The following is a 19,686-nucleotide window of genomic DNA, read 5'->3' as shown; positions in this document are numbered from 1 at the left end:
TACTGCACTGCGGGTTTCCAGAATCGCGTATAATAACGCAAAGTCACCGGAATCCCGGACGACAAACCCGGTCTAAGACAAACCCAGTCTGAATGGGCGGGCGTAATACACGGGAACGGAAACCCGTGGTTACAGCGGCAAACCAGGAGGAACATGTGTACTCGACTACCGCTTTAATCATCGCCGTGCTGATCGGCGTGGCCGCAGGTGCGGCAATTGCAATCTTTGCGCTGCGCAACAGCAGCGACGGCGGCGACCGCGCACGCGCGGAGGAACTGGAAGAGCGTCTCAAGGACGCGGACAGCAAGCTGGAAGACTTCCAGCTGCAGGTCAACGAACACTTCCAGCAGACTTCCGAGCTGGTGCGCAACCTGACCGACAGCTACCGCGAAGTTCACGAATACCTGGCCAACAGCGCACTGCGCCTGTCCAGCCAGGACATCGGCCGCTCCATGCTGGAGGCGGGCGAATCCCCGGCACAGATCGCCCAGGATGCCGATATCCAGCCGCCCCGCGACTGGGCCCCGAAAGAGCCGGGCGCCAAGGGCACCCTGGCGGAAGACTTCGGCATGGAAGAAGAGCGCGCCCCGCAGCCACCCCATACCGAGGGCGCCGCGGCCGGCCGGACCTGATTCAAACGCAAACTCCCGGCAGGCCCGAGCCGACTGGAGCGGCCAAAGAAAAAGCCCCGCACTCTTTCGAGTCCGGGGCTTTTTAGTAGCTGGCTGCCCAGCTCAATAAAACCAATTACTTGGCAGCATCCAGCTCCTGGTAGTAATCCATCAGGATCTGCGCCACTTCCGGACGGGAGAACTCCGGTGGCGGCGCAATGCCCTGCCCCAGCATCTCGCGTACCTTGGTACCCGACAGCAGGATGAAGTCGTCTTTGGTGTGATCCGGCACATCGCGCATCATCACAACCTTGCCCAGCTTCTTGGAGTAGGCAGTGTGGTCGGCACGGAAGATCTCGATCTCCAGCGCGTCGGCCGGCACCTTGTCATCAAAGATGGTCTGCGCATCGAAGGCACCGTAGTAGTCGCCAACACCAGCGTGGTCGCGACCAACGATCAGGTGGCTACAGCCGCAGTTCTGGCGGAATACCGCGTGCAGCACTGCCTCACGCGGGCCGGCATATAGCATGTCAAAACCGTAACCGGTCACCATCACGGTGTTGGCCGGGAAGTACAGCTCCACCATCTTGCGGATAGAAGCGTCGCGCACCGGTGCCGGGATATCACCTGGTTTCAGTTGGCCCAGCAGCATGTGAATCAGTACACCGTCGGCATTCACGCCGTCCAGCGCCATCTTGCACAGCTCTTCGTGTGCACGATGCATCGGGTTGCGGGTCTGGAAAGCAACAACCTTGTTCCAGCCACGCTCCATAAACTCGTTACGGATTTCAACCGCAGTGCGGAAGGTATCCGGGAAGTCCGCCTGGAAGTAGCTGAAGTTCAGTACCTCAATCTCACCGGACACCACCTTGTTACCGGCAGCCTTGAAGGTCGCCACGCCCGGGTGCGCGCCGTCCAGGGTGCCGAAAATCTGCTCGGCCATCTTGTCCAGCTGCTCTTCGCTCACTTCCTCGATGGCGGCAACATCCATGATGGCCAGCACCGGGTTGCCCTCGACATTCGGGTCGCGCAGTGCGATGCGGGAGGCACCCTCGATGGCACTGGTGTCCTTCAGCAGGTTCAGTACCGGCACCGGCCAGAACAGGCCATCGGTGGTATGCAGCGACTCGGAAACGCTCAGCGCGTCCGCCAGGTTCATGTAGCCCTTGAGCGGGTTGAAGTAGCCCGCGCCCAGCATCACAGCGTTGGCGGCAGCCGCAGAGGAGACCACGATGGACGGCAGGGACTCTGCTTCCCGGGTCAGTTGATGGTGGCGCTCGCTGTCGTAGACAAAGCGCGGCTGCAGCTCGGCACTGCCGTGGGGCTTAACAAGGGACATATTCGGGGAAACTCCGTCTTTTTCTAATAAATCTGGTCAATCCGGCTCGACTACCATCGAAAGGCAAAGAGGCGTGCCCCGGGAAAGGCTTGAGCGCTCTGAAAAATCGGTGCAAGACGACTACCGGTGAGGTGCCGTATTATACGTATTCTGTGCGCGTCGCCAAACGCGCCGGACGCAATACCCCGGGAGAAGAGCCGCCAATGAAACGTTTTCTGGCCGAGTGGGCCGGCCCCGCCCTCGTCGGACTACTGATCGCCGCGATATTGCTGGTGTTCTTCCCGCAGCTGCGCAACGCGAATATCGAACCCGCCAAAGGCAACGACTGGCGCGGCCCGGTTTCCTACGCCGACGCGGTTAGCCTCGCAGGCCCGGCTGTGGTCAATATCTATACAAAAAAGGTATTGAAGCGCCAAAAGCACCCACTGCTGGACAACCCGATTTACCGGCGCCTGCTGCGGGGCCGCAACATACCGCAGGAACGTATCCAGTCCACGCTGGGATCCGGTGTGGTGGTGAAAGAAGATGGTTACATACTGACCAACAACCACGTCATTGCCGGCGCCAGCCAGATCACCGTGCTGCTGGCCGACGGCCGCGAGGCACAGGCGCAGCTGGTTGGCACCGATGAAGACTTCGACCTGGCCGTACTCAAGGTCGACATGCAGGACCTCACTGCCATAGAGCTGGGCACCCCCGACGCCGCGCGAGTGGGCGATGTGGTGCTGGCCATTGGCAACCCGTTTGGCGTGGGCCAGTCGGTAACCCAGGGAATTATCAGCGCCACCGGGCGCTCGATTGCCGGCAGCCCCTCCATGGAAGCCTTCAGCGACTATATCCAGACCGACGCTGCCATCAATCCGGGCAACTCCGGCGGCGCACTGGTGGATGCGCACGGGCGCCTGCTCGGTATCAACACTTCCGTACACGACCAGTCCAGCTACGGCGGCGGCATCGGCTACGCCATTCCGGCCGACCTGGCCATCCAGGTGATGGCGAACATCATCGAGTACGGGCAGGCAGAACCCGGCTGGCTGGGGGTTGAAGTGCAACCGCTGACGCCTGAGCTGGCGCGCTCGCTGAAGGTCAACACCCTGCGGGGTGTGGTGGTGATTGCGGTACAGAACCAGGGGCCGGCCCATTCGGCCGGATTGCAGCCGGGCGATGTAATCACCAGCCTCAGTGGCGTGAGCTCACTGGCGGCCATGCGCCCTGGTGACGAGGTGCAGATTCACATTATCCGTCGCGGGCAGCGGGCAACGATTACGGCCACTGCCGGCGTGCGCCCCGCGAACGAATAGCGCTAGCCGCCCTTGCCCGGCTTATTGATCCGGTATTCCGCAGAGCGCGCGTGTGCCTCCAGGGATTCGCCGCGCGCCAGCACGGACGCTACCTCGCCCAGTTGCGACGCGCCCTGTGGCGAACAGTTGATGATGGAGCTGCGCTTCTGGAAATCGTACACCCCCAGTGGCGACGCAAAACGGGCGGTGCCGCTGGTGGGCAGGACATGGTTTGGCCCCGCGCAATAATCGCCCAGCGCCTCCGCGGTATGACGGCCCATAAAGATCGCGCCGGCATGCCGGATAGCATCCAGGTACTGCTCCGGCTCCGCCACCGACAACTCCAGGTGCTCCGGTGCGATGCGATTGACCAGCTCAATGGCCGCATCCATTGACGCAACCTCTATCAGAGCGCCGCGCCCGGCCAGGGATTCCGCGATAATGTCGCGGCGCGACATCTGCGGCAGAAGTTTTTCGATAGACGCCGCTACCGCATCGAGGAAAGCAGCATCCGGACTGACCAGGATGGCCTGCGCCTGCTCGTCGTGTTCGGCCTGCGAGAACAGGTCCATGGCAATCCAGTCCGGATCGGTTTTCCCATCACAGACCACCAGGATTTCCGAGGGACCGGCAATCATGTCGATGGCGACCTTGCCAAACACTGCACGCTTGGCCGCCGCCACATAGATATTGCCGGGGCCGACGATCTTGTCCACGCCCGGGATGGTTTCAGTACCGTAGGCCAGTGCCGCCACGGCCTGGGCGCCACCCACGGTAAATACGCGATCTGCACCGGCAATTGCCGCTGCCGCCAGCACCATAGGATTGAGTTCACCGTCCGGGGCCGGCACCACCATCACGATCTCAGAAACGCCGGCCACTTTTGCCGGAACCACATTCATCAGAACGGATGACGGATAGCTGGCCTTGCCACCGGGCACATAGACACCGACGCGCTCCATCGGCGTCACTTTCTGGCCCAGCACGGTACCGTCCTGTTCGCAGTACTGCCAGGATTCCGCGCGCTGGTGATCGTGGTAGGCGCGAATACGCCCGGCCGCCGCCTTGAGTGCCTCGCGTTCCGCTGTGGAGATTTGTTCCAGTGCCGCCTCGATTTCCGCGCGGGAAATTTCCAGTGCAGCTGCGCTATCCAGCGAACGACGGTCAAACTTGTTGGTGTAATGCAGCAACGCCTTGTCGCCTTCACTGCGCACCGCATGAATGATTTCCGCAACCGTGCTTTCAACGCCGGTATTGGCCACGGCCTCCCAGGCCAGCAGCGCATCCAGCTCGGCAGAAAAACCGGCATCGCCCGCATTCAGGCGACGCAACTTGATTGGTGAAACAACAGAACTCATAGCGATGCCATCCTCGCCAGTGCAAGCAAAATAGAAACCGGGATTACTGTATTCAGGAGACCGCAGCGCGCAGCTTTTCCAGCAGGCGGTTGATCGGCTCGTGCTTCATTTTGAGCGCGGCCTTGTTGACGATCAAGCGGGAGCTGATGTCCGCAATCAGGTCACGCGCCTCCAGGCCGTTGGCCTTGAGGGTGTTGCCGGTATCCACGATATCGACAATCTCATCCGCCAGCCCCATCAGCGGCGCCAGCTCCATAGCACCGTACAGTTTGATAATGTCGACCTGGCGACCCAGGTTCGCGTAATAACGCTTGGCGGACTGAACGAACTTGGTGGCCACACGAATACGCCCTTCCGGCAGGGTTTGCCCCTTGATGCCGGCGGTCATGAGTCTGCAGCGCGCGATGCCCAGATCCAGCGGCTCGTAGATACCGTCGCCGCTGTGCTCCAGCAGGTTATCCTTGCCCGCCACCCCCAGGTCTGCAGAGCCATACTGCACATAGGTAGGCACGTCGGAGCCGCGCAGCAGCAACAGCTGCACACCCGGGTCATTGGTCTGGAATACCAGCTTGCGGCTGGAGGCAATATCCTCCGCCGGCTCGATGCCCGCCGCCGCCAACAGCGGCAGGGTTTCCTTTAGAATCCGCCCCTTGGTCAAGGCAATGGTGATGCGTTGATCCATTTGCTTTCGTAAATCCTGTTATCGAATTTTCTGGCGGCCGGCATCAGGTCACCTCTTTCGAAAACGCATGAATACATCCCTGTAGCTCCGTTCGCGGCGTCCATGCCGCGACGGTTTCGAAAGAGGCGCCCTGACGCCCGGCCTGCGCTTCAAAATTTTTGAAATACCGCTCCGAATGCGTAGCCCACATGCAGCTTGCGTATAAAATCAACCCGGCACGCGCCGGATATGGGCGCCCAGCTGCTGTAGCTTTTCCTCGATACACTCGTAACCGCGGTCAATATGGTAGATGCGGTCCACCACGGTGGTGCCCTCCGCAACCATACCGGCAATAACCAGGCTCGCGGACGCACGCAGGTCGGAAGCCATCACCGGCGCGCCTGTCAGGCGCTCGACACCGGTCACGATCGCGGTATTGCCCTCGAGCTTGATATCCGCGCCCATACGGTTGAGCTCGTGTACCTGGATCAGGCGGTTTTCGAAGATGGTCTCGGTCACCGTCGCCTGGCCTTCCGCCACCGCATTCATCGCCATTAACTGCGACTGCATATCGGTCGGGAATGCCGGGTAAGGCGCGGTGCGGAAGCTGACCGCCTTCGGACGGTTGCCCTTCATGTCCAGTTCGATCCAGTCGGGGCCGATGGAAAGATGCGCGCCGGCTTCTTCAAACTTGACCAGCACCGATTCGAGGATATCCGCGCGGGTACGGTTCAGGCGCACACGGCCGCGTGCCGCTGCCGCCGCAGCCAGGAAAGTACCGGTCTCGATCCGGTCCGGCATCACGTCGTAGGTACAGGAACCGAGTTTCGGTACACCGTGCACGGTAATGGTACCAGTGCCCGCACCCTGGATATCCGCGCCCATGGCAATCAGGAAATCTGCAAGGTCGACGATTTCCGGCTCCATCGCCGCGTTCTGCAGCACCGTCTTGCCCTCTGCCAGCGCCGCGGCCATCAGCAGGTTCTCGGTACCGCCCACGGTGACTTTTTCCATCACGATGGTGGCACCCTTGAGACGGCCGGAGGAGCGCGCCTTGATAAAGCCGTCCTCTACGTTGATGGTCGCGCCCATGGCTTCAAGGCCTTTCAGGTGGATATCCACCGGGCGGCTGCCGATGGCGCAGCCACCGGGGAAGGAAACATTGGCCACGCCGTGACGTGCCAGCAACGGTCCCAGCACCAGGATGGACGCGCGCATGGTTTTCACCATCTCATAGGGCGCAGTCAGCTCATTGACGGAGCGGGGGTCGATTTCGACACCCAGTTTCTCATCGATGGTGATATCGGTCCCCATGCAGCGCAGCAGCGCAATCATGGTAGTGATGTCATTCAGGTGCGGGAGGTTGCGGATATGGACAGGACCGTCCGCGAGAAGCGCTGCCGCAAGGATCGGCAGGGCGGAGTTCTTGGCCCCGGAGATGTTCAGGGTCCCGTCTACCGGACTGGGGCCTTCAATAATCAGCTTGTCCATTCAATTCATCCAATACTGCTCCCGGGCGCTCCGGCCCGGCGATCCCTGGGGATCGGAAATGAGGCTGCCTAGCGGGCGGCAGCCTCTTCAGGTGTGAGGGTCTGCATATTCACCGCATGCAGGGTGCCGTCGGCAATCTTGTCGGCCAGTGCGCCATACACGAGCTGCTGCTTTTTCAGCCTGCTGAGGCCCTCGAACTGGTCACTTACGACCACCAACTGAATGTGGCTGCCGTCGATGCTGACTTCAACATTACTACCGGCAATATGGCTCTCGACCATTGCCTTGATCTCTTCTACTTGCATGCATTGCTCCGGCTGGAAAATCTGACCGGCGGCAAGTGTACTGGAAATACGGGGTATGCGCAGCCCGCCGGGAATGGCGGGGCTGCGTAAATGGTAGGAAATGAGACGCGCGACTCAACCTCGGGCCGGCCCGCGCCCCGGGCATTCAGCCTGCGGATCAGACCTGCTCGGCGACCTTCTCTGCAGCCGACCATTCCTTGATCACCTTGCCGATATCGCCCTTCTGTTTCATCGCCTGGGAGAACTGACTGCGGAAAGTCTTGCCCAGGTTGACGCCGTTCAGCACCACATTGATCAGCTTCCAGTCACCGGACTTGTTGCGCGCCATGGTATAGGAAACCTTGGTCAGGCCCTCTGAACTGCGTACTTCCTGGATCACATTGACCCTGCGTGCACCGTCAGGCGTCTTGCCCGGGTTCACCACCTTGACTTTCATATTGCCAAAATCGACCACACCGCGGGCAAAGGTCGCCACCAGGTCCTTGCGGAACACCTTGACGAACGCGGCGCGCTGCTGTGCATTGGCCTGCTTGGCGTAGTTACCCATTACACCGCGGGCGATGTAATTGAAATCCACGATCGGCTCCAACACCGCATCGATCGAGCTGTAATAGCGCTGCGGATTGGAATTCAGGTAACCGGAGTTCTTCTTGATGGCCACCAGCATGCGGTCGGTGACCACCTCTACCTCGCGATACGGGTCGGAAGCCGCCACCGCGGTGCCGGCCAGAAACAGCGCGAGAACGCCCGCCAGTGCACGGCCCGCGCCGCGCATTTTGCGAAAACCGAAAAATTGACCCGCGTTGACCGGGCGGCTCACCAGCAGCGAGCGATTAAAGAAACCACGCACATTGTTCTCCAGAATCTTGTTTGCAGGCACGCAATATTGCGCCTCAATGCCTGTTTTTCAATGACAGCAGCCAATATAAATCGCGCCAATGCCACGCTTCACCGCAATACCCGACCAGTTTATGCCCCGCAACTGAACGCAAGCTGAAGCTGACACCGCGGCTGTCAGGCGATACCATGTCGCGCGCCCGGCCCCGCCGGACACGCAAGTTCCCTCTCCATGCGCCAGACTTATAGCCCAATTGCCCTCGCGGCGACGGAGCTTTCAGCGCCAGCCTGGAGACACACTGAACCAAACAATCCCAACTAAAGAGGTTAGCATGTCTGAAGTTTGGCTAGCGGCACTGGCAATCCTGGTAGGCTTCGGAGGGCTGGTCTGGAGCGCAGATCGATTCGTTGCCGGCAGTGCAGCACTGGCCTACAACTTCGGCCTGTCCAAGCTTGTTATTGGCCTCACCATCGTCTCGCTCGGCACCTCGGCGCCGGAGGTAATGGTCGCCATCAGTGCCAGCCTCAAAGGCGCGGGAGAGCTGGCTGTGGGCAACGCCATCGGCTCCAACCTGGCCAACATCGGCCTGGTACTCGCGGCCACCGCGCTGATCTCTCCGCTGCCGGTACAGAAGCATCTGCTCAAGCAGGAAATTCCTGTTCTGCTGGTGATCACCCTGCTGGCCGGTTTTGTGCTGTACGACGCCAAGCTCACCTTTGTAGAGGGACTGGTACTGGCAGGACTGCTGGTGCCGCTTTTGTGGGTCACGGTCAAATTCAAGAAGGGCCACCCGGACGACGAACTCGAGGACGCGGAAATCCCCGATTACACAGTACCGCGCGCCATTGCCTGGTTCTTCGTGGGTCTCGCGGCGCTGCTAGTCAGCTCGGAAATCCTGGTCTGGGGTGCGCGCAGCATTGCGGAAGCGGCGGGGGTCAGCCCGCTGATCATCGGCCTGACCGTGATCGCCGTCGGCACCAGCCTGCCGGAGCTCGCCGCCTCTATTGCCAGCGCATTGAAAGGCCACCACGATATGGCGCTGGGCAATATTATCGGCTCCAATATATTCAATATCCTTGCGGTGATGTCCGTACCGGGGCTGATTGCCACTACCACCATGGACACCGCAGTGTTCAACCGGGATTACCTCGCCATGCTGGGCATCACCGCCGCGCTGGCACTGGCTATCCTGATCCGCTTTATGCAGGGGCATGAGCGTGCCACCATCGGTCGCTGGATCGGCATCTTCCTGCTGCTCTGCTATATCGCCTATTATTGGACACTTTTCTAGACACCGCGCAGGACGCTTTCGCGATGACCAACCCCCAAAAGACAGACAAGGTCGACCGGGATTTACTGCTGCAGGCCGGTAAACGCACCGTCAGCATGGAGTCGGAAGAAATCATCCGGCTGCAGGAGCGCATCGACGGCCGTTTCGCCGATGCCTGCGAGATCATTCTCGCCTGCGAGGGGCGCGTGATCGTCACCGGCATGGGCAAGTCCGGCCATATCGGCAACAAGATTGCGGCCACCCTCGCCAGTACCGGCACTCCGAGCTTTTTCGTGCACCCGGGCGAGGCCAGCCACGGTGACTTCGGCATGATTACCCGCCACGACCTGGTGATCGCCATTTCCAATTCCGGCTCCTCCGCGGAGGTGGTCACCCTGCTGCCGCTGCTCAAGCGCCTCGGCAACCCCCTGATCAGCATGACCGGCAATGCCGAATCGCCGCTGGCGCAGGCGGCGGATGTGAACCTGGATATCTCCATTCGCTCGGAAGCCTGCCCGCTCAACCTCGCGCCCACCTCCTCCACCACCGTTACCCTGGTGATGGGGGATGCGCTCGCGGTGAGCCTGCTGGAATCACGCGGTTTTACCGCGGAAGACTTCGCCTTCTCGCATCCGGGCGGTGCGCTGGGCCGGCGCCTGCTGCTGAAGGTGGAAGACATCATGCACGGTGGTGGCGAAGTGCCCCGCGTAGATGCGCACACACCGCTGAGCCAGGCGCTGCTGGAAATGACCAGCAAGGGGTTCGGCATGACCACCATCACCGACGACGACGGCCACCTGCTGGGCGTGTTCACCGATGGTGACCTGCGCCGCATACTCGACCAGAAACTGCAGATCGACAAGGCCACCATGGGCGAGGTGATGAGCCGCAAACCCAAGACCGTGTCGGGCGATACCCTCGCCGCGGAAGCGCTGCGCATCATGGAAGATAACCGCATCACCGCGCTGGTGATTGCCGATAACGAGGGCCGCCCCACCGGCCTGCTGCACATGCACGACATACTGCGTGCCGGCGTAATCTGATAAGGAAGGTTATGGGAACTCAAGTGCCTGAAAAAGTGTCCGAGAAAATGCGCAAGGTGCGCTGCCTGCTCCTCGACGTGGACGGCGTACTCACGGACGGCAAACTCTATTTTGACAACAGCGGCAACGAACTGAAGACGTTCAACACCCTGGACGGACACGGCATCAAGATGCTGATGCAATCCGGCGTCGAGGTCGGCATCATCACCGGCCGCACCAGCGCCGTCGTGGAAAAGCGTGCCAGCGACCTCGGCATCGAACTGCTGATCCAGGGCCGCGAAGACAAATATACCGCCCTGCAGGAATTACTGGCGGGGCGCGACTACGCAGCGGAGGAGATTGCCTACGTCGGCGACGACTATCCGGACCTGCAGGTAATGACCCGCATAGGCTGCCCGATTACCGTGCCGAATGCCGCCTCGCCGCTGAAGCAATTCGCTGTCTGGTGCACGGAAAAAGACGGCGGCAACGGCGCCGTGCGCGAGGTCTGCGACCAGATCATGCAGGCACAGGGCACATTTGCCGCGGCACTGACGCCCTACATCAACCAGGAACACTGAAGTGCGCACCTGGATACCGCTCGCTGTTGCGTTACTGGTGGCGCTGGGACTGTGGATTGCCGACAGCCCACCTGATCAGCTAGGGGGAAAGCGCCCGTCACGCAAGCAGCAGAACCAGGCTGCAGACCTGGTGATTCGCGGCGCCCAGACTTCACACTTCGATAAAAACGGCCTGCTCGCTTACCAGTTCAACAGCGACAAGCTGACCTACTTCCAGTACACGCGCCGGGACCGCGCCGATCTGGTCAACCCTGAAATCATCTTCTTCGAGGAGAGCGAGCCGCGCTGGCAGGTAACCGCCAGGACCGGGCGCGCCACCAATAATGGCTCCAACGTGGTATTCCGCGGCAATGTCGTGATCGAGCGCAGCGGTGCGGGGGCCGAGTCAAAACTCAGCACTTCCGAGCTGCAGATGAAGCCGCATGACAAATACGCCCATACCAACAAAACTGTTACCATTAGCAACCTGGGCAGCCAGATTACCGGCAAGGGCATGAAGGCAGACCTCAACAAGAACCATCTGGAGCTCCTTTCGGAAGTCGAGAGTACCTATGAGACCCGCCAAGGCACCCCTGAATAAGTCGCTCGGCCTGACTGCCAGCCTGCTGCTGGCGCTGGCGGCACCCGCCCTGCAGGCCCTGCCTGGTGATCGCGACCAGCCCATCAAGGTCAAGTCCGAACACCTCGAGGCGGATCGCAGCAAGAACCTGTCCGTGTACAGCGGCAATGTGGAAATCTCCCAGGGCTCCCTGAAGATCAGTGCCGACCGGGTTGAAGTGTACGGCAATGAAAAAGGCGAACTGTCACGCGTGGTGGCCATCGGCAAACCGGCACGTTTCGAGCAGAAGGTCAGTGCCAGCGAGGGACTGGTGAAGGCGCATGCACGTCGCATCGAGTTCACCATCCGCTCCGACATGCTGAACCTCAGTGGCGAGGCGTTTGTGGATCGCGACGGCAATACCCTTGCAGCGGAAAAAATCGAATACGACATGAGCGGCGAGCAGATGAAGGCCCAGGGCAATCAGAAGGGCGAGCAGAGCGGCGTCGAAATGATCTGGCAACCGGAAAAACCCGCCAACCAGAAAAACAATAACAGCAAGAAGAAAGGCCAGTAAGGCCTGTTTTCCGGACCGGATTGTATGCCAACCCTTAAAGCGCTGAACCTCGCCAAGCAGTACAAGAAGCGCAAAGTCGTCAAGGACGTATCCCTTCAAGTCAGCAGCGGGCAGATTGTCGGACTACTCGGCCCCAACGGTGCCGGCAAGACCACCTGCTTCTATATGATCGCCGGGCTGGTGCGCGCCGATGCCGGTAACGTCGCCATCGATGAGGACGACATCACCCACCTGTCCATGCACGGCCGCGCGCGCAAGGGAATCGGCTACCTGCCGCAGGAAGCCTCCGTGTTCCGGCGCCTGTCGGTGGCAGACAATATCATGGCCATCCTGGAAACCCGCAAGGACCTCGACCGCGCACAGCGCAACCAGATCCTTGAAAACCTGCTGGACGAATTCCACATCCAGCATATCCGCGACAGCCTTGGCATGGCGCTTTCCGGAGGCGAGCGCCGCCGCGTCGAGATTGCGCGCGCGCTCGCGACGGACCCGGCCTTCGTGCTGCTGGACGAACCCTTCGCCGGTGTCGACCCCATTTCCGTGAACGATATCAAACACATCGTCAGCCACCTGAGCCAGCGCGGTATCGGCGTACTGATTACGGACCACAATGTGCGCGAGACCCTGAGCATCTGCGAGACCGCATTTATCGTCAGCGAGGGACGCATTATCGCGTCCGGTTCCCCGGCAGAAATCGTCGCCAACGCGCAGGTGCGCGAAGTCTATCTGGGCGAAGAGTTCACCATCTGACTGCGATAGCACAGGCACAGTCGAGGTACAGAACAGGCACAATTATTGCTTGTAAATCCCGCCACGCCAGAGTAGTCTGCCAAGGTCGCTCTGGCGCCACTCAAACAGGCGTACCGCTTGCGGCCAGCAAAACAACAACAATATCGGCCCAGATCCGCGCCCGGCGTCACGAACTTTTTCCAACGCATTCGGGTGGCAGGGTGTTGTTCGCTGTATGAAGCAGTCCTTACAACTAAAACTGGGCACGCATCTCACGATGACGCCGCAGTTGCAGCAGGCAATTCGCCTCCTGCAGTTGTCCACGCTCGACCTGCAGCAGGAAATCCAGCAGGCCCTCGACTCGAACCCCATGCTCGAAAGCGAGGCCGACAGCGGCATCGCTGAGCAGGAAGAACCCTCTCCCCGCGAGCTCTCAACACAGGAGCCTGCGTCCCCGGACCAGAACAGCGATTCGCGCAAAGACGTAGAAGACCAGTCGACAGCGGATGACTGGAACCAGGACATCCCCAATGAGCTGCCGGTGGACACGCAGTGGGACGATGTCTATAGCAGCAGCCCCAGCAGTTCCGCCCCCAGCGCGCCCGCCGACGACAGCCTCGGCTTTGAACATTTCAACAGCGCACCGGAAAGCCTGCAGCAACATCTCGCCTGGCAATTGAACCTCACCGCCCTCTCGGACGCAGACAAGGCCATTGGCACCGCGATCATCGATGCCATCGCCCCGTCCGGCCTGCTGTGCATGCCACTGGCAGAAATCATCGAGGGTATGGACGATGTCGAGGAAGACGAGGCGCATGCCGTACTCACTACCATCCAGCAGTTCGACCCCGCTGGCGTCGGGGCCTGCGACCTGGCCGAGTGCCTGATGCTGCAATTGCGCCAGCTACCCGCCGGCACCCCCTGGCTGCAGGAGGCGCGCACGATCATCGGCCGCCACATGGCCCTGCTCGGCAACCGTGATTTCCGCACCCTGATGCGGCGCATGCGGCTCAAGGAACCGGAGCTGGGTGAAGTACTGAAGCTGATCCAGACCCTCAATCCGCGCCCCGGCGATGCCATCGAGCAGGAGGAAGCACAGTATGTGGTGCCGGACGTAATCGTCAGCCGGCACGAGGATCGCTGGGTGGTGGAACTGAACCCGGAGACAACGCCGCGCCTGCGCATTAACAATGAATACGCCTCACTGATCCGGCGCGCCGACAACTCCAGTGACAATAACTACCTGCGCGACAACCTGCAGGAGGCGCGCTGGTTCCTGAAAAGCCTGCAGAGTCGCAATGAAACCCTGCTCAAGGTGGCGAGCAGCATCATCGAGAAACAGCGCGAGTTTTTCGAGCACGGCCCCGAGTCGATGAAACCGATGGTGTTGGCGGATGTGGCGGAGGCCATCGGCATGCACGAGTCGACCATCTCACGCGTGACTACGCAGAAGTACATGATGACCCCGCAGGGTATTTTCGAACTCAAGTATTTTTTCTCCAGCCACGTCGGCACCGACACCGGCGAGGATGCCTCCTCAACGGCGATCCGCGCCATGATCCGCAAGCTGATTGAAGCGGAAACGCCGCGCAAGCCGCTCAGCGACAACAAGATCACGCAGATGCTGGACGGAAAAGGCATCAAGGTCGCGCGGCGCACGGTCGCCAAGTACCGTGAATCCATGAATATCCCCTCTTCCAGCGAGCGCAAGCGCCTGGTCTGACGGCGACATCCGCGGGAAAAGGTCAAATGAACAGGGAGTCAAGGAAGGCCGCCGGGATCAGCGGCAAATTCCTCCGCTTTGCCGACCATGCGGCGGCAATTGAGTGTATCCTCTACCTATAAACGGGTTTCTCGCGGCGCGCCCGGCGCGCCATCGGTACAGCCGGCATCCGCCTTGGGAACATCGTTCAAATCGGAACATTCGTCCAGAGAGGAGCTATCGATGCAAATCAGCATTAGCGGTCACCACGTAGACGTCACCCCGGCCATTCGCGACTACTGCAATCAAAAACTTGAAAAACTCAGCCGCCACCACGACCGCATCACGAGTACCAATGTCATACTCTCCGTCGACAAGTTAATCCAGAAAGCTGAAGCCACCGTCCATGTCACGGGCCAGGACTTCTTCGCCAATTCCGAGTCGGAGAATCTGTATGCCGCGATCGACTCGCTGACGGACAAGCTGGACAGGCAACTGCTCAAATACAAGGAAAAGCGCTCGGCCCATCGCTAGCCGCACGCGACTTTAAACGTACAACCAACAATTATCAGTAACCATCACTAACCAATGTCACTGAATGACGTCGTCGATGCCCGCCTGTGCCTCCCCGGCCTGGCGGGCAGCAGTAAAAAAAGAATTCTCCAGAACCTAGCGCAGGCCGTCACCGAAATCCATCCAGACCTGGATGCCGACGACCTGTTCCAGCACCTGGTCGCTCGGGAAAAGCTCGGCTCGACCGGTATTGGCGAAGGTGTCGCCATCCCGCACTGCCGTATACCCGGCAGTGAAAAAGTGATTGCCGCCCTCTGCACCACTGAAACCCCGGCAGACTTCGGCGCGATCGACCGGCGCCCGGTGGATATCGTATTCCTGCTGGCTGTGCCCGAAGGCGAAGACCAGGCCCACCTGAACCTGCTGGCTGAAATTGCCGAGCGCCTGCAGTCCGAGGAAGTACGCGCCAAGCTGCGCGCCGCCCACACCAGCGAACAGTTACTTAGCGCTCTGCAGCCGCAGAGCCAGGCTGCTTGAATCGCGATTTAATTCCGATACGCCGCGCCTTTTTGGTACAGTGAACACATAGAAACCGGGCTTGAACCCGGACATTTATTATCAGGGTGCACAAGGGGGCAGTCGCCATGCGGCTCGTGATCATTAGCGGTCGGTCCGGTTCCGGAAAAAGCTCGGCATTGCAGCTGCTCGAGGACGTCGGCTTTAACTGTATCGACAACCTGCCAGCGAGCCTGCTGCCAGAACTGGTTGGCAAGGTGGCACGAAGCGCCAATGAAGGCTCCGGCAATGCCCGCCTCGCACTGGGCATCGATGTACGCAACCCCTGGTCGGACCTGAAGCAGGCCCCCGAAGTCATTGAAAAACTGCGTGGGTCCGGTGTGCAGTGTGACGTCATCTACCTGGATGCGCGCGCGCCCACCCTGATCCGCCGCTTCAGCGAGACCCGGCGCAAACACCCCCTCACGGACGAAAACACCCACCTGAGCGAAGCGCTGGAACGGGAAAAGGACCTGCTGGCACCCATTGCCGCACTGGCGGACCTGGTGATCGATACCAGCGGCCTGAGCCTGCACCAGCTGCGCGAGCAAATCAAAAACCGTGTTGTCGGCCACGAGGCCCCCGGCATGGCAGTACTGTTCCAGTCTTTCGGTTTCAAGCACGGCGTGCCGCTGGATGCGGACCTGGTGTTTGACTGCCGCTGCCTGCCCAACCCCTACTGGATGCCCGAACTGCGCAGCAAGACCGGCGCCGATTCCGAGGTGGCCGAATTCCTGCTGGCGCAGCCGGAAACCACGGAAATGCTCGACGATATCGCCACCTACCTGAAACGCTGGCTGCCGCGCTACCAGAACAGTAACCGCAGCTATACCTGCATCGGCATTGGCTGCACCGGTGGACGCCACCGCTCGGTATTTGTCGCCGAGCGACTGGCGGAATTTTTCAAGGATCAGTTCCCGGATGTGCAGGTGAAGCACCGCGAACAGGCCGAACACTAGGAAGCCCCCAACTCCAGCAGTCACAACCATGCCAAGTACCAGCCTCACCATCTGCAACAAGCTCGGCCTGCACGCCCGCGCCGCCGCCAAAATGGCGAAGCTTGCCGGGCGCTACGGTGCGCAGATCAATATCCTCTGCGATGGCAAGACGGTGGATGCCAAGAGCGTGATGTCCCTTATGCTGCTGGCGGCCGGCAAGGGTACGGAAATCAAGATCCAGGCCGAGGGCGACGATGCCGATGATGCACTGGAAGCACTGCAAGCGTTGGTGGAGGATCGCTTCGGCGAGGAGTGCTAGGCGCGACTGTGCAATGCATTTTGCGCCGGGGCCGGTATAATTTGCGGCTATCCTTTTAACGCCCCCTCCAGAGAGGACCATCGTGCCGCACTCGTCCCAGGCTGAAAACAGCTCCCGTACCCAGACCCAGCTCAGGCAGCTGGTAACGGCGCTGGACAGCGGCACCAGCCAGCAGGTCCACCACATGCTGCGCACGCTCAGCCCGCAGAGCATCGCGCACCTGGTTGAGTCCTCGCCGCCCCATATCCGTCGCGTACTGTGGAGCCTGATCGACGAAGACGTCGATGGCGAGGTTCTGCAGGAGCTCTCGGACGAGGTACAGGCGCAGATCCTCGAAGGCATGGACACCGAGACCATGGTGTCGCTGGTTGAGGGCCTGGATCCGGATGACGTGGCCGACATCCTGCAGCAGCTGCCCGATCGGGTCATGGCGGAAGTACTGTCTGCCATGTCGGACACGGACCGTGCGCGGGTCGAAGGCGTCCTTGCCTACGACGAGGACACCGCCGGCGGCCTGATGAACACCGATGTGATTTCGGTGCGCCCCAACCTCACCTTGGATACCGTATTGCGTTACCTGCGCCGGCACGAAGACCTGCCGGATTCACTCGATGCGCTCACGGTGGTCAACCGCAAGGACGAGTTCATCGGCCTGCTGCCGATCAAGCGCCTGCTTACGGGCAACCCTGGCGCAACGGTGCGGGAGCTGATGCAGACGGATATTGAACCGATTCCGGCGGACATGTCGGACACCGACGTCGCGCGCCTGTTTGCCAAGTACGACTGGGTTTCCGCCCCGGTGGTGGATGCCGGTGGCCACCTGCTCGGCCGTATCACCATCGATGACGTGGTGGACGTCATCCGCGAGGACGCGGATCACTCACTGATGAGCCTGGCCGGCCTCGACGAGGAAGAGGATACCTTCGCGCCGGTAATGCGCGCCGCGCCACGCCGCGCGGTGTGGCTGGGTATCAACCTGATGACCGCCCTGCTGGCCTCGTTTGTCATCGGCCAGTTCCAGGAAACCATCGACAAGGTGGTGGCACTCGCGGTACTGATGCCGATCGTCGCCAGCATGGGTGGCGTGGCGGGCAGCCAGACCCTGACCGTGGTGATCCGCGGCATGGCACTCGGCCAGATCGGGCGCAACAACCTGAGCTGGCTGCTGAGTCGCGAGCTGGGCTCGTCGATGCTGAATTCGCTAATCTGGGCAACCGTGATCGGCGCCATCGTGGCCTGGTGGTTCAATGACATTACCATCGCCTTTATCATCGCCGCCGCCATGATCATCAACCTGTTGACCGCCGCCTTTGCCGGCGCGGTGCTGCCGGTATTCCTGAAAGCGATGCGTATAGACCCGGCCCTGGCCGGCGGTGTTGCCCTCACCACCGTCACGGATGTGGTGGGCTTCCTGTCCTTTCTCGGCCTCGCGACCTATTTTTATATGTAATCCATTTTTTATGGAGCTGCGGCCGCCGACCCCATTTTCCTGAACCGTTACCCGAAATACGCTTAAACAAAGAATCAGACATGATCGATTTTCCCGACGATTACGGCGAGTTCGACGAGGACGAGCCCAAGAGCAAGACCCAGGTCAAGAAAGAAATGACCGCCCTGCAGGAGCTGGGTGCGGAGCTGGCGCAGCTGAACAAGCAGCAGCTGGCCACCATCCCGAAAAGCGCACAACTGGAAGAGGCGCTGGCTACCTGGAACCGGATCAAGTCGCGCGAGGCCAAGCGCCGCCAGATGCAGTTTATCGGCAAGCTGATGCGCTCCGAGGACAGCGAGGAGATTCACGCCGCACTGGAGAAGATCAAGGACAAGGACCGCAAATATGTGCGCTGGGATCACAGCGCCGAGGCGTGGCGCGAGAAGCTGCTGAACGACAGCAACGCGCTTGGGCAATTCCTGGACGAATACCCACAGGCTGACCGGCAGCAGTTGCGCCAGTTGTTGCGCGAGTCACAGAAGGAGATTTCGCAGGAGAAGCCGCCGGCGGCGCAGCGCAAGCTGTTCCGGTTTATCCGCGACCTGTTGATGGAAGAAGAATCTTAAAAAAACGCCTGAAGCTACCTAGATATCAGCCGGCGCTACGGACAGTTCATTTCAAAACCTTGCGCGCCATGGACGGCGCGCAGGAGCTACAGGGATGTATTCATGCGTTTTTGAAATGAACTTCCGTGGCAGCGGCGCGATCAGGGATCAATCGACCAGCGCTTCCTTGGACTCTTCCTGCCACTCAAAGATATTCATCTCGATGAAGAAGAAGGCCACCAGCCACAGGAACGCATCCCAGAAATCCAGAAAGCTGCCCTCGAAGCCCCAGTAAACCGCGCAGCCCAGCAGGGTCAGGTAAAGGATTGCCTTGACCGGGTGACCGAAGCGCTTGTCCAGTTCCGGGCGGTGGTGGGCCAGCTGTGACCATACCTCAAACGCCAGGATCGCAACGATCAGCAGCCACACGCCCGCATTGATCACATCCACCCAGGCCAGCAGCTGCGCATCCCGGAACACCTCGGCGGTTCCGATCGCCTCTTCACCCTGGATACGCAGCGCACCCTCGGCGAATTGGCCGCAATTCTGCGCGGTCAGGGCACTGTACTCGTCCAGCCCCTCGAATACACTCCAGCCACCTTGCGCCACCAGGTCACAGGCAGAGCCTGCCAGCGGTGCAAGGTCGGACAGGTAACGCAGTTCACCGACATAACCGAGGAACGCATACACGATAAAGGCGTAGCAGATTGCGGACACGGTGTTCAGGGCCGCCTTGACCCAGCCGGTAATACGCTCGTCGGACAGCACATAGGTTTCCAGTTCGAAAACCAGCAGCAGTACAACCCAGGCCAGGGTATCGATGGTGGAACGGTACTTGGTGATCAGCTCACCTGCCGGTACCCCTTCCGGGTAGAGCTGCAGCGCCGCAGCGTGCTCGTCGACAAAAAAGCCGTATACGTTGTAGGAAAGCAGCAAATAGATTGCGTACTTGAACAGCTTGAAAACGGTGTGACGGTTAAAGTGTGCCCCAACCATGGATACGGCCCCTGACATTTCCCTGAATC

General features: G+C 60.5%; 22 protein-coding genes. 15 read left to right on the top strand and 7 right to left on the bottom strand.

Annotated features, from left to right (window positions below; translation table 11 throughout):
- Positions 1 to 155: 155 nt before the first annotated feature.
- A complete protein-coding gene (locus QSJ80_RS04710) occupies positions 156 to 632 on the top strand; it encodes a Z-ring associated ZapG family protein (protein ID WP_285763164.1) in 477 nt (158 codons plus the stop codon).
- Between the two features lie 115 nt (positions 633 to 747).
- Here QSJ80_RS04710 and sat read toward each other — a convergent pair whose 3' ends face one another.
- Positions 748 to 1,950 (bottom strand): sulfate adenylyltransferase, encoded by a 1,203-nt coding sequence (gene sat / locus QSJ80_RS04705; RefSeq protein ID WP_285763163.1) that lies wholly within the window; start codon positions 1,948 to 1,950, stop codon positions 748 to 750.
- Positions 1,951 to 2,153: 203 nt separating this feature from the next.
- Here sat and QSJ80_RS04700 point away from each other — a divergent pair, with 203 nt between their 5' ends.
- On the top strand, positions 2,154 to 3,251 hold the full coding sequence (locus QSJ80_RS04700) for a S1C family serine protease (RefSeq protein WP_285763162.1): 1,098 nt from the start codon (positions 2,154 to 2,156) through the stop codon (positions 3,249 to 3,251).
- A gap of 2 nt (positions 3,252 to 3,253) precedes the next feature.
- Here QSJ80_RS04700 and hisD read toward each other — a convergent pair whose 3' ends face one another.
- From hisD to QSJ80_RS04675, 5 genes are all read right to left on the bottom strand, one after another.
- A complete protein-coding gene (gene hisD, locus QSJ80_RS04695; protein ID WP_285763161.1) occupies positions 3,254 to 4,588 on the bottom strand; it encodes a histidinol dehydrogenase in 1,335 nt (444 codons plus the stop codon).
- 52 nt (positions 4,589 to 4,640) lie between these two features.
- Positions 4,641 to 5,270: an ATP phosphoribosyltransferase gene (gene hisG / locus QSJ80_RS04690; RefSeq protein ID WP_285763153.1), complete on the bottom strand. Its 630-nt coding sequence runs from the start codon at positions 5,268 to 5,270 to the stop codon at positions 4,641 to 4,643.
- A 207-nt stretch (positions 5,271 to 5,477) separates the two neighbouring features.
- Entirely contained in the window at positions 5,478 to 6,740 is a 1,263-nt protein-coding gene (murA, locus tag QSJ80_RS04685; RefSeq protein WP_285763151.1) for a UDP-N-acetylglucosamine 1-carboxyvinyltransferase, read from the bottom strand.
- A 68-nt stretch (positions 6,741 to 6,808) separates the two neighbouring features.
- Positions 6,809 to 7,045 (bottom strand): BolA family protein, encoded by a 237-nt coding sequence (locus QSJ80_RS04680; RefSeq protein WP_285763149.1) that lies wholly within the window; start codon positions 7,043 to 7,045, stop codon positions 6,809 to 6,811.
- A gap of 157 nt (positions 7,046 to 7,202) precedes the next feature.
- Positions 7,203 to 7,925, bottom strand: a complete 723-nt coding sequence (locus tag QSJ80_RS04675) for an MlaC/ttg2D family ABC transporter substrate-binding protein (RefSeq protein ID WP_285763148.1) — start codon at positions 7,923 to 7,925, stop codon at positions 7,203 to 7,205.
- Between the two features lie 289 nt (positions 7,926 to 8,214).
- Here QSJ80_RS04675 and QSJ80_RS04670 point away from each other — a divergent pair, with 289 nt between their 5' ends.
- From QSJ80_RS04670 to yjgA, 13 genes are all read left to right on the top strand, one after another.
- Positions 8,215 to 9,174, top strand: a complete 960-nt coding sequence (locus QSJ80_RS04670; protein ID WP_285763147.1) for a calcium/sodium antiporter — start codon at positions 8,215 to 8,217, stop codon at positions 9,172 to 9,174.
- 23 nt (positions 9,175 to 9,197) lie between these two features.
- Positions 9,198 to 10,196 (top strand): KpsF/GutQ family sugar-phosphate isomerase, encoded by a 999-nt coding sequence (locus QSJ80_RS04665; RefSeq protein WP_285763146.1) that lies wholly within the window; start codon positions 9,198 to 9,200, stop codon positions 10,194 to 10,196.
- Positions 10,197 to 10,243: 47 nt separating this feature from the next.
- Complete coding sequence (locus QSJ80_RS04660) at positions 10,244 to 10,756, top strand: KdsC family phosphatase (RefSeq protein ID WP_285763653.1); 513 nt, start codon at positions 10,244 to 10,246, stop codon at positions 10,754 to 10,756.
- A gap of 1 nt (position 10,757) precedes the next feature.
- Positions 10,758 to 11,336, top strand: coding sequence for an LPS export ABC transporter periplasmic protein LptC (gene lptC, locus QSJ80_RS04655; protein WP_285763145.1), 579 nt, complete (start codon positions 10,758 to 10,760; stop codon positions 11,334 to 11,336).
- A complete protein-coding gene (gene lptA / locus QSJ80_RS04650; RefSeq protein ID WP_285763144.1) occupies positions 11,308 to 11,871 on the top strand; it encodes a lipopolysaccharide transport periplasmic protein LptA in 564 nt (187 codons plus the stop codon). The genes lptC and lptA overlap by 29 nt, the downstream gene beginning before the upstream one ends.
- Before the next feature lie 24 nt (positions 11,872 to 11,895).
- Positions 11,896 to 12,621 (top strand): LPS export ABC transporter ATP-binding protein, encoded by a 726-nt coding sequence (gene lptB, locus QSJ80_RS04645; protein ID WP_285763143.1) that lies wholly within the window; start codon positions 11,896 to 11,898, stop codon positions 12,619 to 12,621.
- Between the two features lie 214 nt (positions 12,622 to 12,835).
- The gene (locus tag QSJ80_RS04640) at positions 12,836 to 14,323 is read left to right on the top strand and encodes an RNA polymerase factor sigma-54 (RefSeq protein ID WP_285763142.1); all 1,488 of its coding nucleotides are present in this window, start codon (positions 12,836 to 12,838) and stop codon (positions 14,321 to 14,323) included.
- A gap of 222 nt (positions 14,324 to 14,545) precedes the next feature.
- A complete protein-coding gene (gene hpf / locus QSJ80_RS04635) occupies positions 14,546 to 14,836 on the top strand; it encodes a ribosome hibernation-promoting factor, HPF/YfiA family (protein ID WP_285763141.1) in 291 nt (96 codons plus the stop codon).
- Positions 14,837 to 14,890: 54 nt separating this feature from the next.
- Positions 14,891 to 15,352 (top strand): PTS sugar transporter subunit IIA, encoded by a 462-nt coding sequence (locus QSJ80_RS04630; protein WP_285763139.1) that lies wholly within the window; start codon positions 14,891 to 14,893, stop codon positions 15,350 to 15,352.
- Between the two features lie 107 nt (positions 15,353 to 15,459).
- Positions 15,460 to 16,329 (top strand): RNase adapter RapZ, encoded by an 870-nt coding sequence (gene rapZ / locus QSJ80_RS04625; protein ID WP_285763138.1) that lies wholly within the window; start codon positions 15,460 to 15,462, stop codon positions 16,327 to 16,329.
- Between the two features lie 28 nt (positions 16,330 to 16,357).
- Entirely contained in the window at positions 16,358 to 16,627 is a 270-nt protein-coding gene (locus tag QSJ80_RS04620; RefSeq protein WP_285763137.1) for an HPr family phosphocarrier protein, read from the top strand.
- Between the two features lie 82 nt (positions 16,628 to 16,709).
- On the top strand, positions 16,710 to 18,077 hold the full coding sequence (mgtE, locus tag QSJ80_RS04615; protein ID WP_434219167.1) for a magnesium transporter: 1,368 nt from the start codon (positions 16,710 to 16,712) through the stop codon (positions 18,075 to 18,077).
- Between the two features lie 80 nt (positions 18,078 to 18,157).
- Positions 18,158 to 18,682: a ribosome biogenesis factor YjgA gene (gene yjgA / locus QSJ80_RS04610; RefSeq protein ID WP_285763136.1), complete on the top strand. Its 525-nt coding sequence runs from the start codon at positions 18,158 to 18,160 to the stop codon at positions 18,680 to 18,682.
- A 147-nt stretch (positions 18,683 to 18,829) separates the two neighbouring features.
- On the opposite strand, the gene QSJ80_RS04605 is transcribed toward yjgA, so the two are convergent.
- Positions 18,830 to 19,675 (bottom strand): hypothetical protein, encoded by an 846-nt coding sequence (locus tag QSJ80_RS04605; protein ID WP_285763134.1) that lies wholly within the window; start codon positions 19,673 to 19,675, stop codon positions 18,830 to 18,832.
- Positions 19,676 to 19,686 lie beyond the last annotated feature (11 nt).

It is taken from the genome of Biformimicrobium ophioploci (assembly GCF_030270605.1).
In the GTDB taxonomy this organism is placed as follows: Bacteria; Pseudomonadota; Gammaproteobacteria; order Pseudomonadales; family Cellvibrionaceae; genus Biformimicrobium; species Biformimicrobium ophioploci.
Note: the sequence above shows the minus strand (reverse complement) of the source record. Positions and strands in the feature narration are given on the sequence as shown.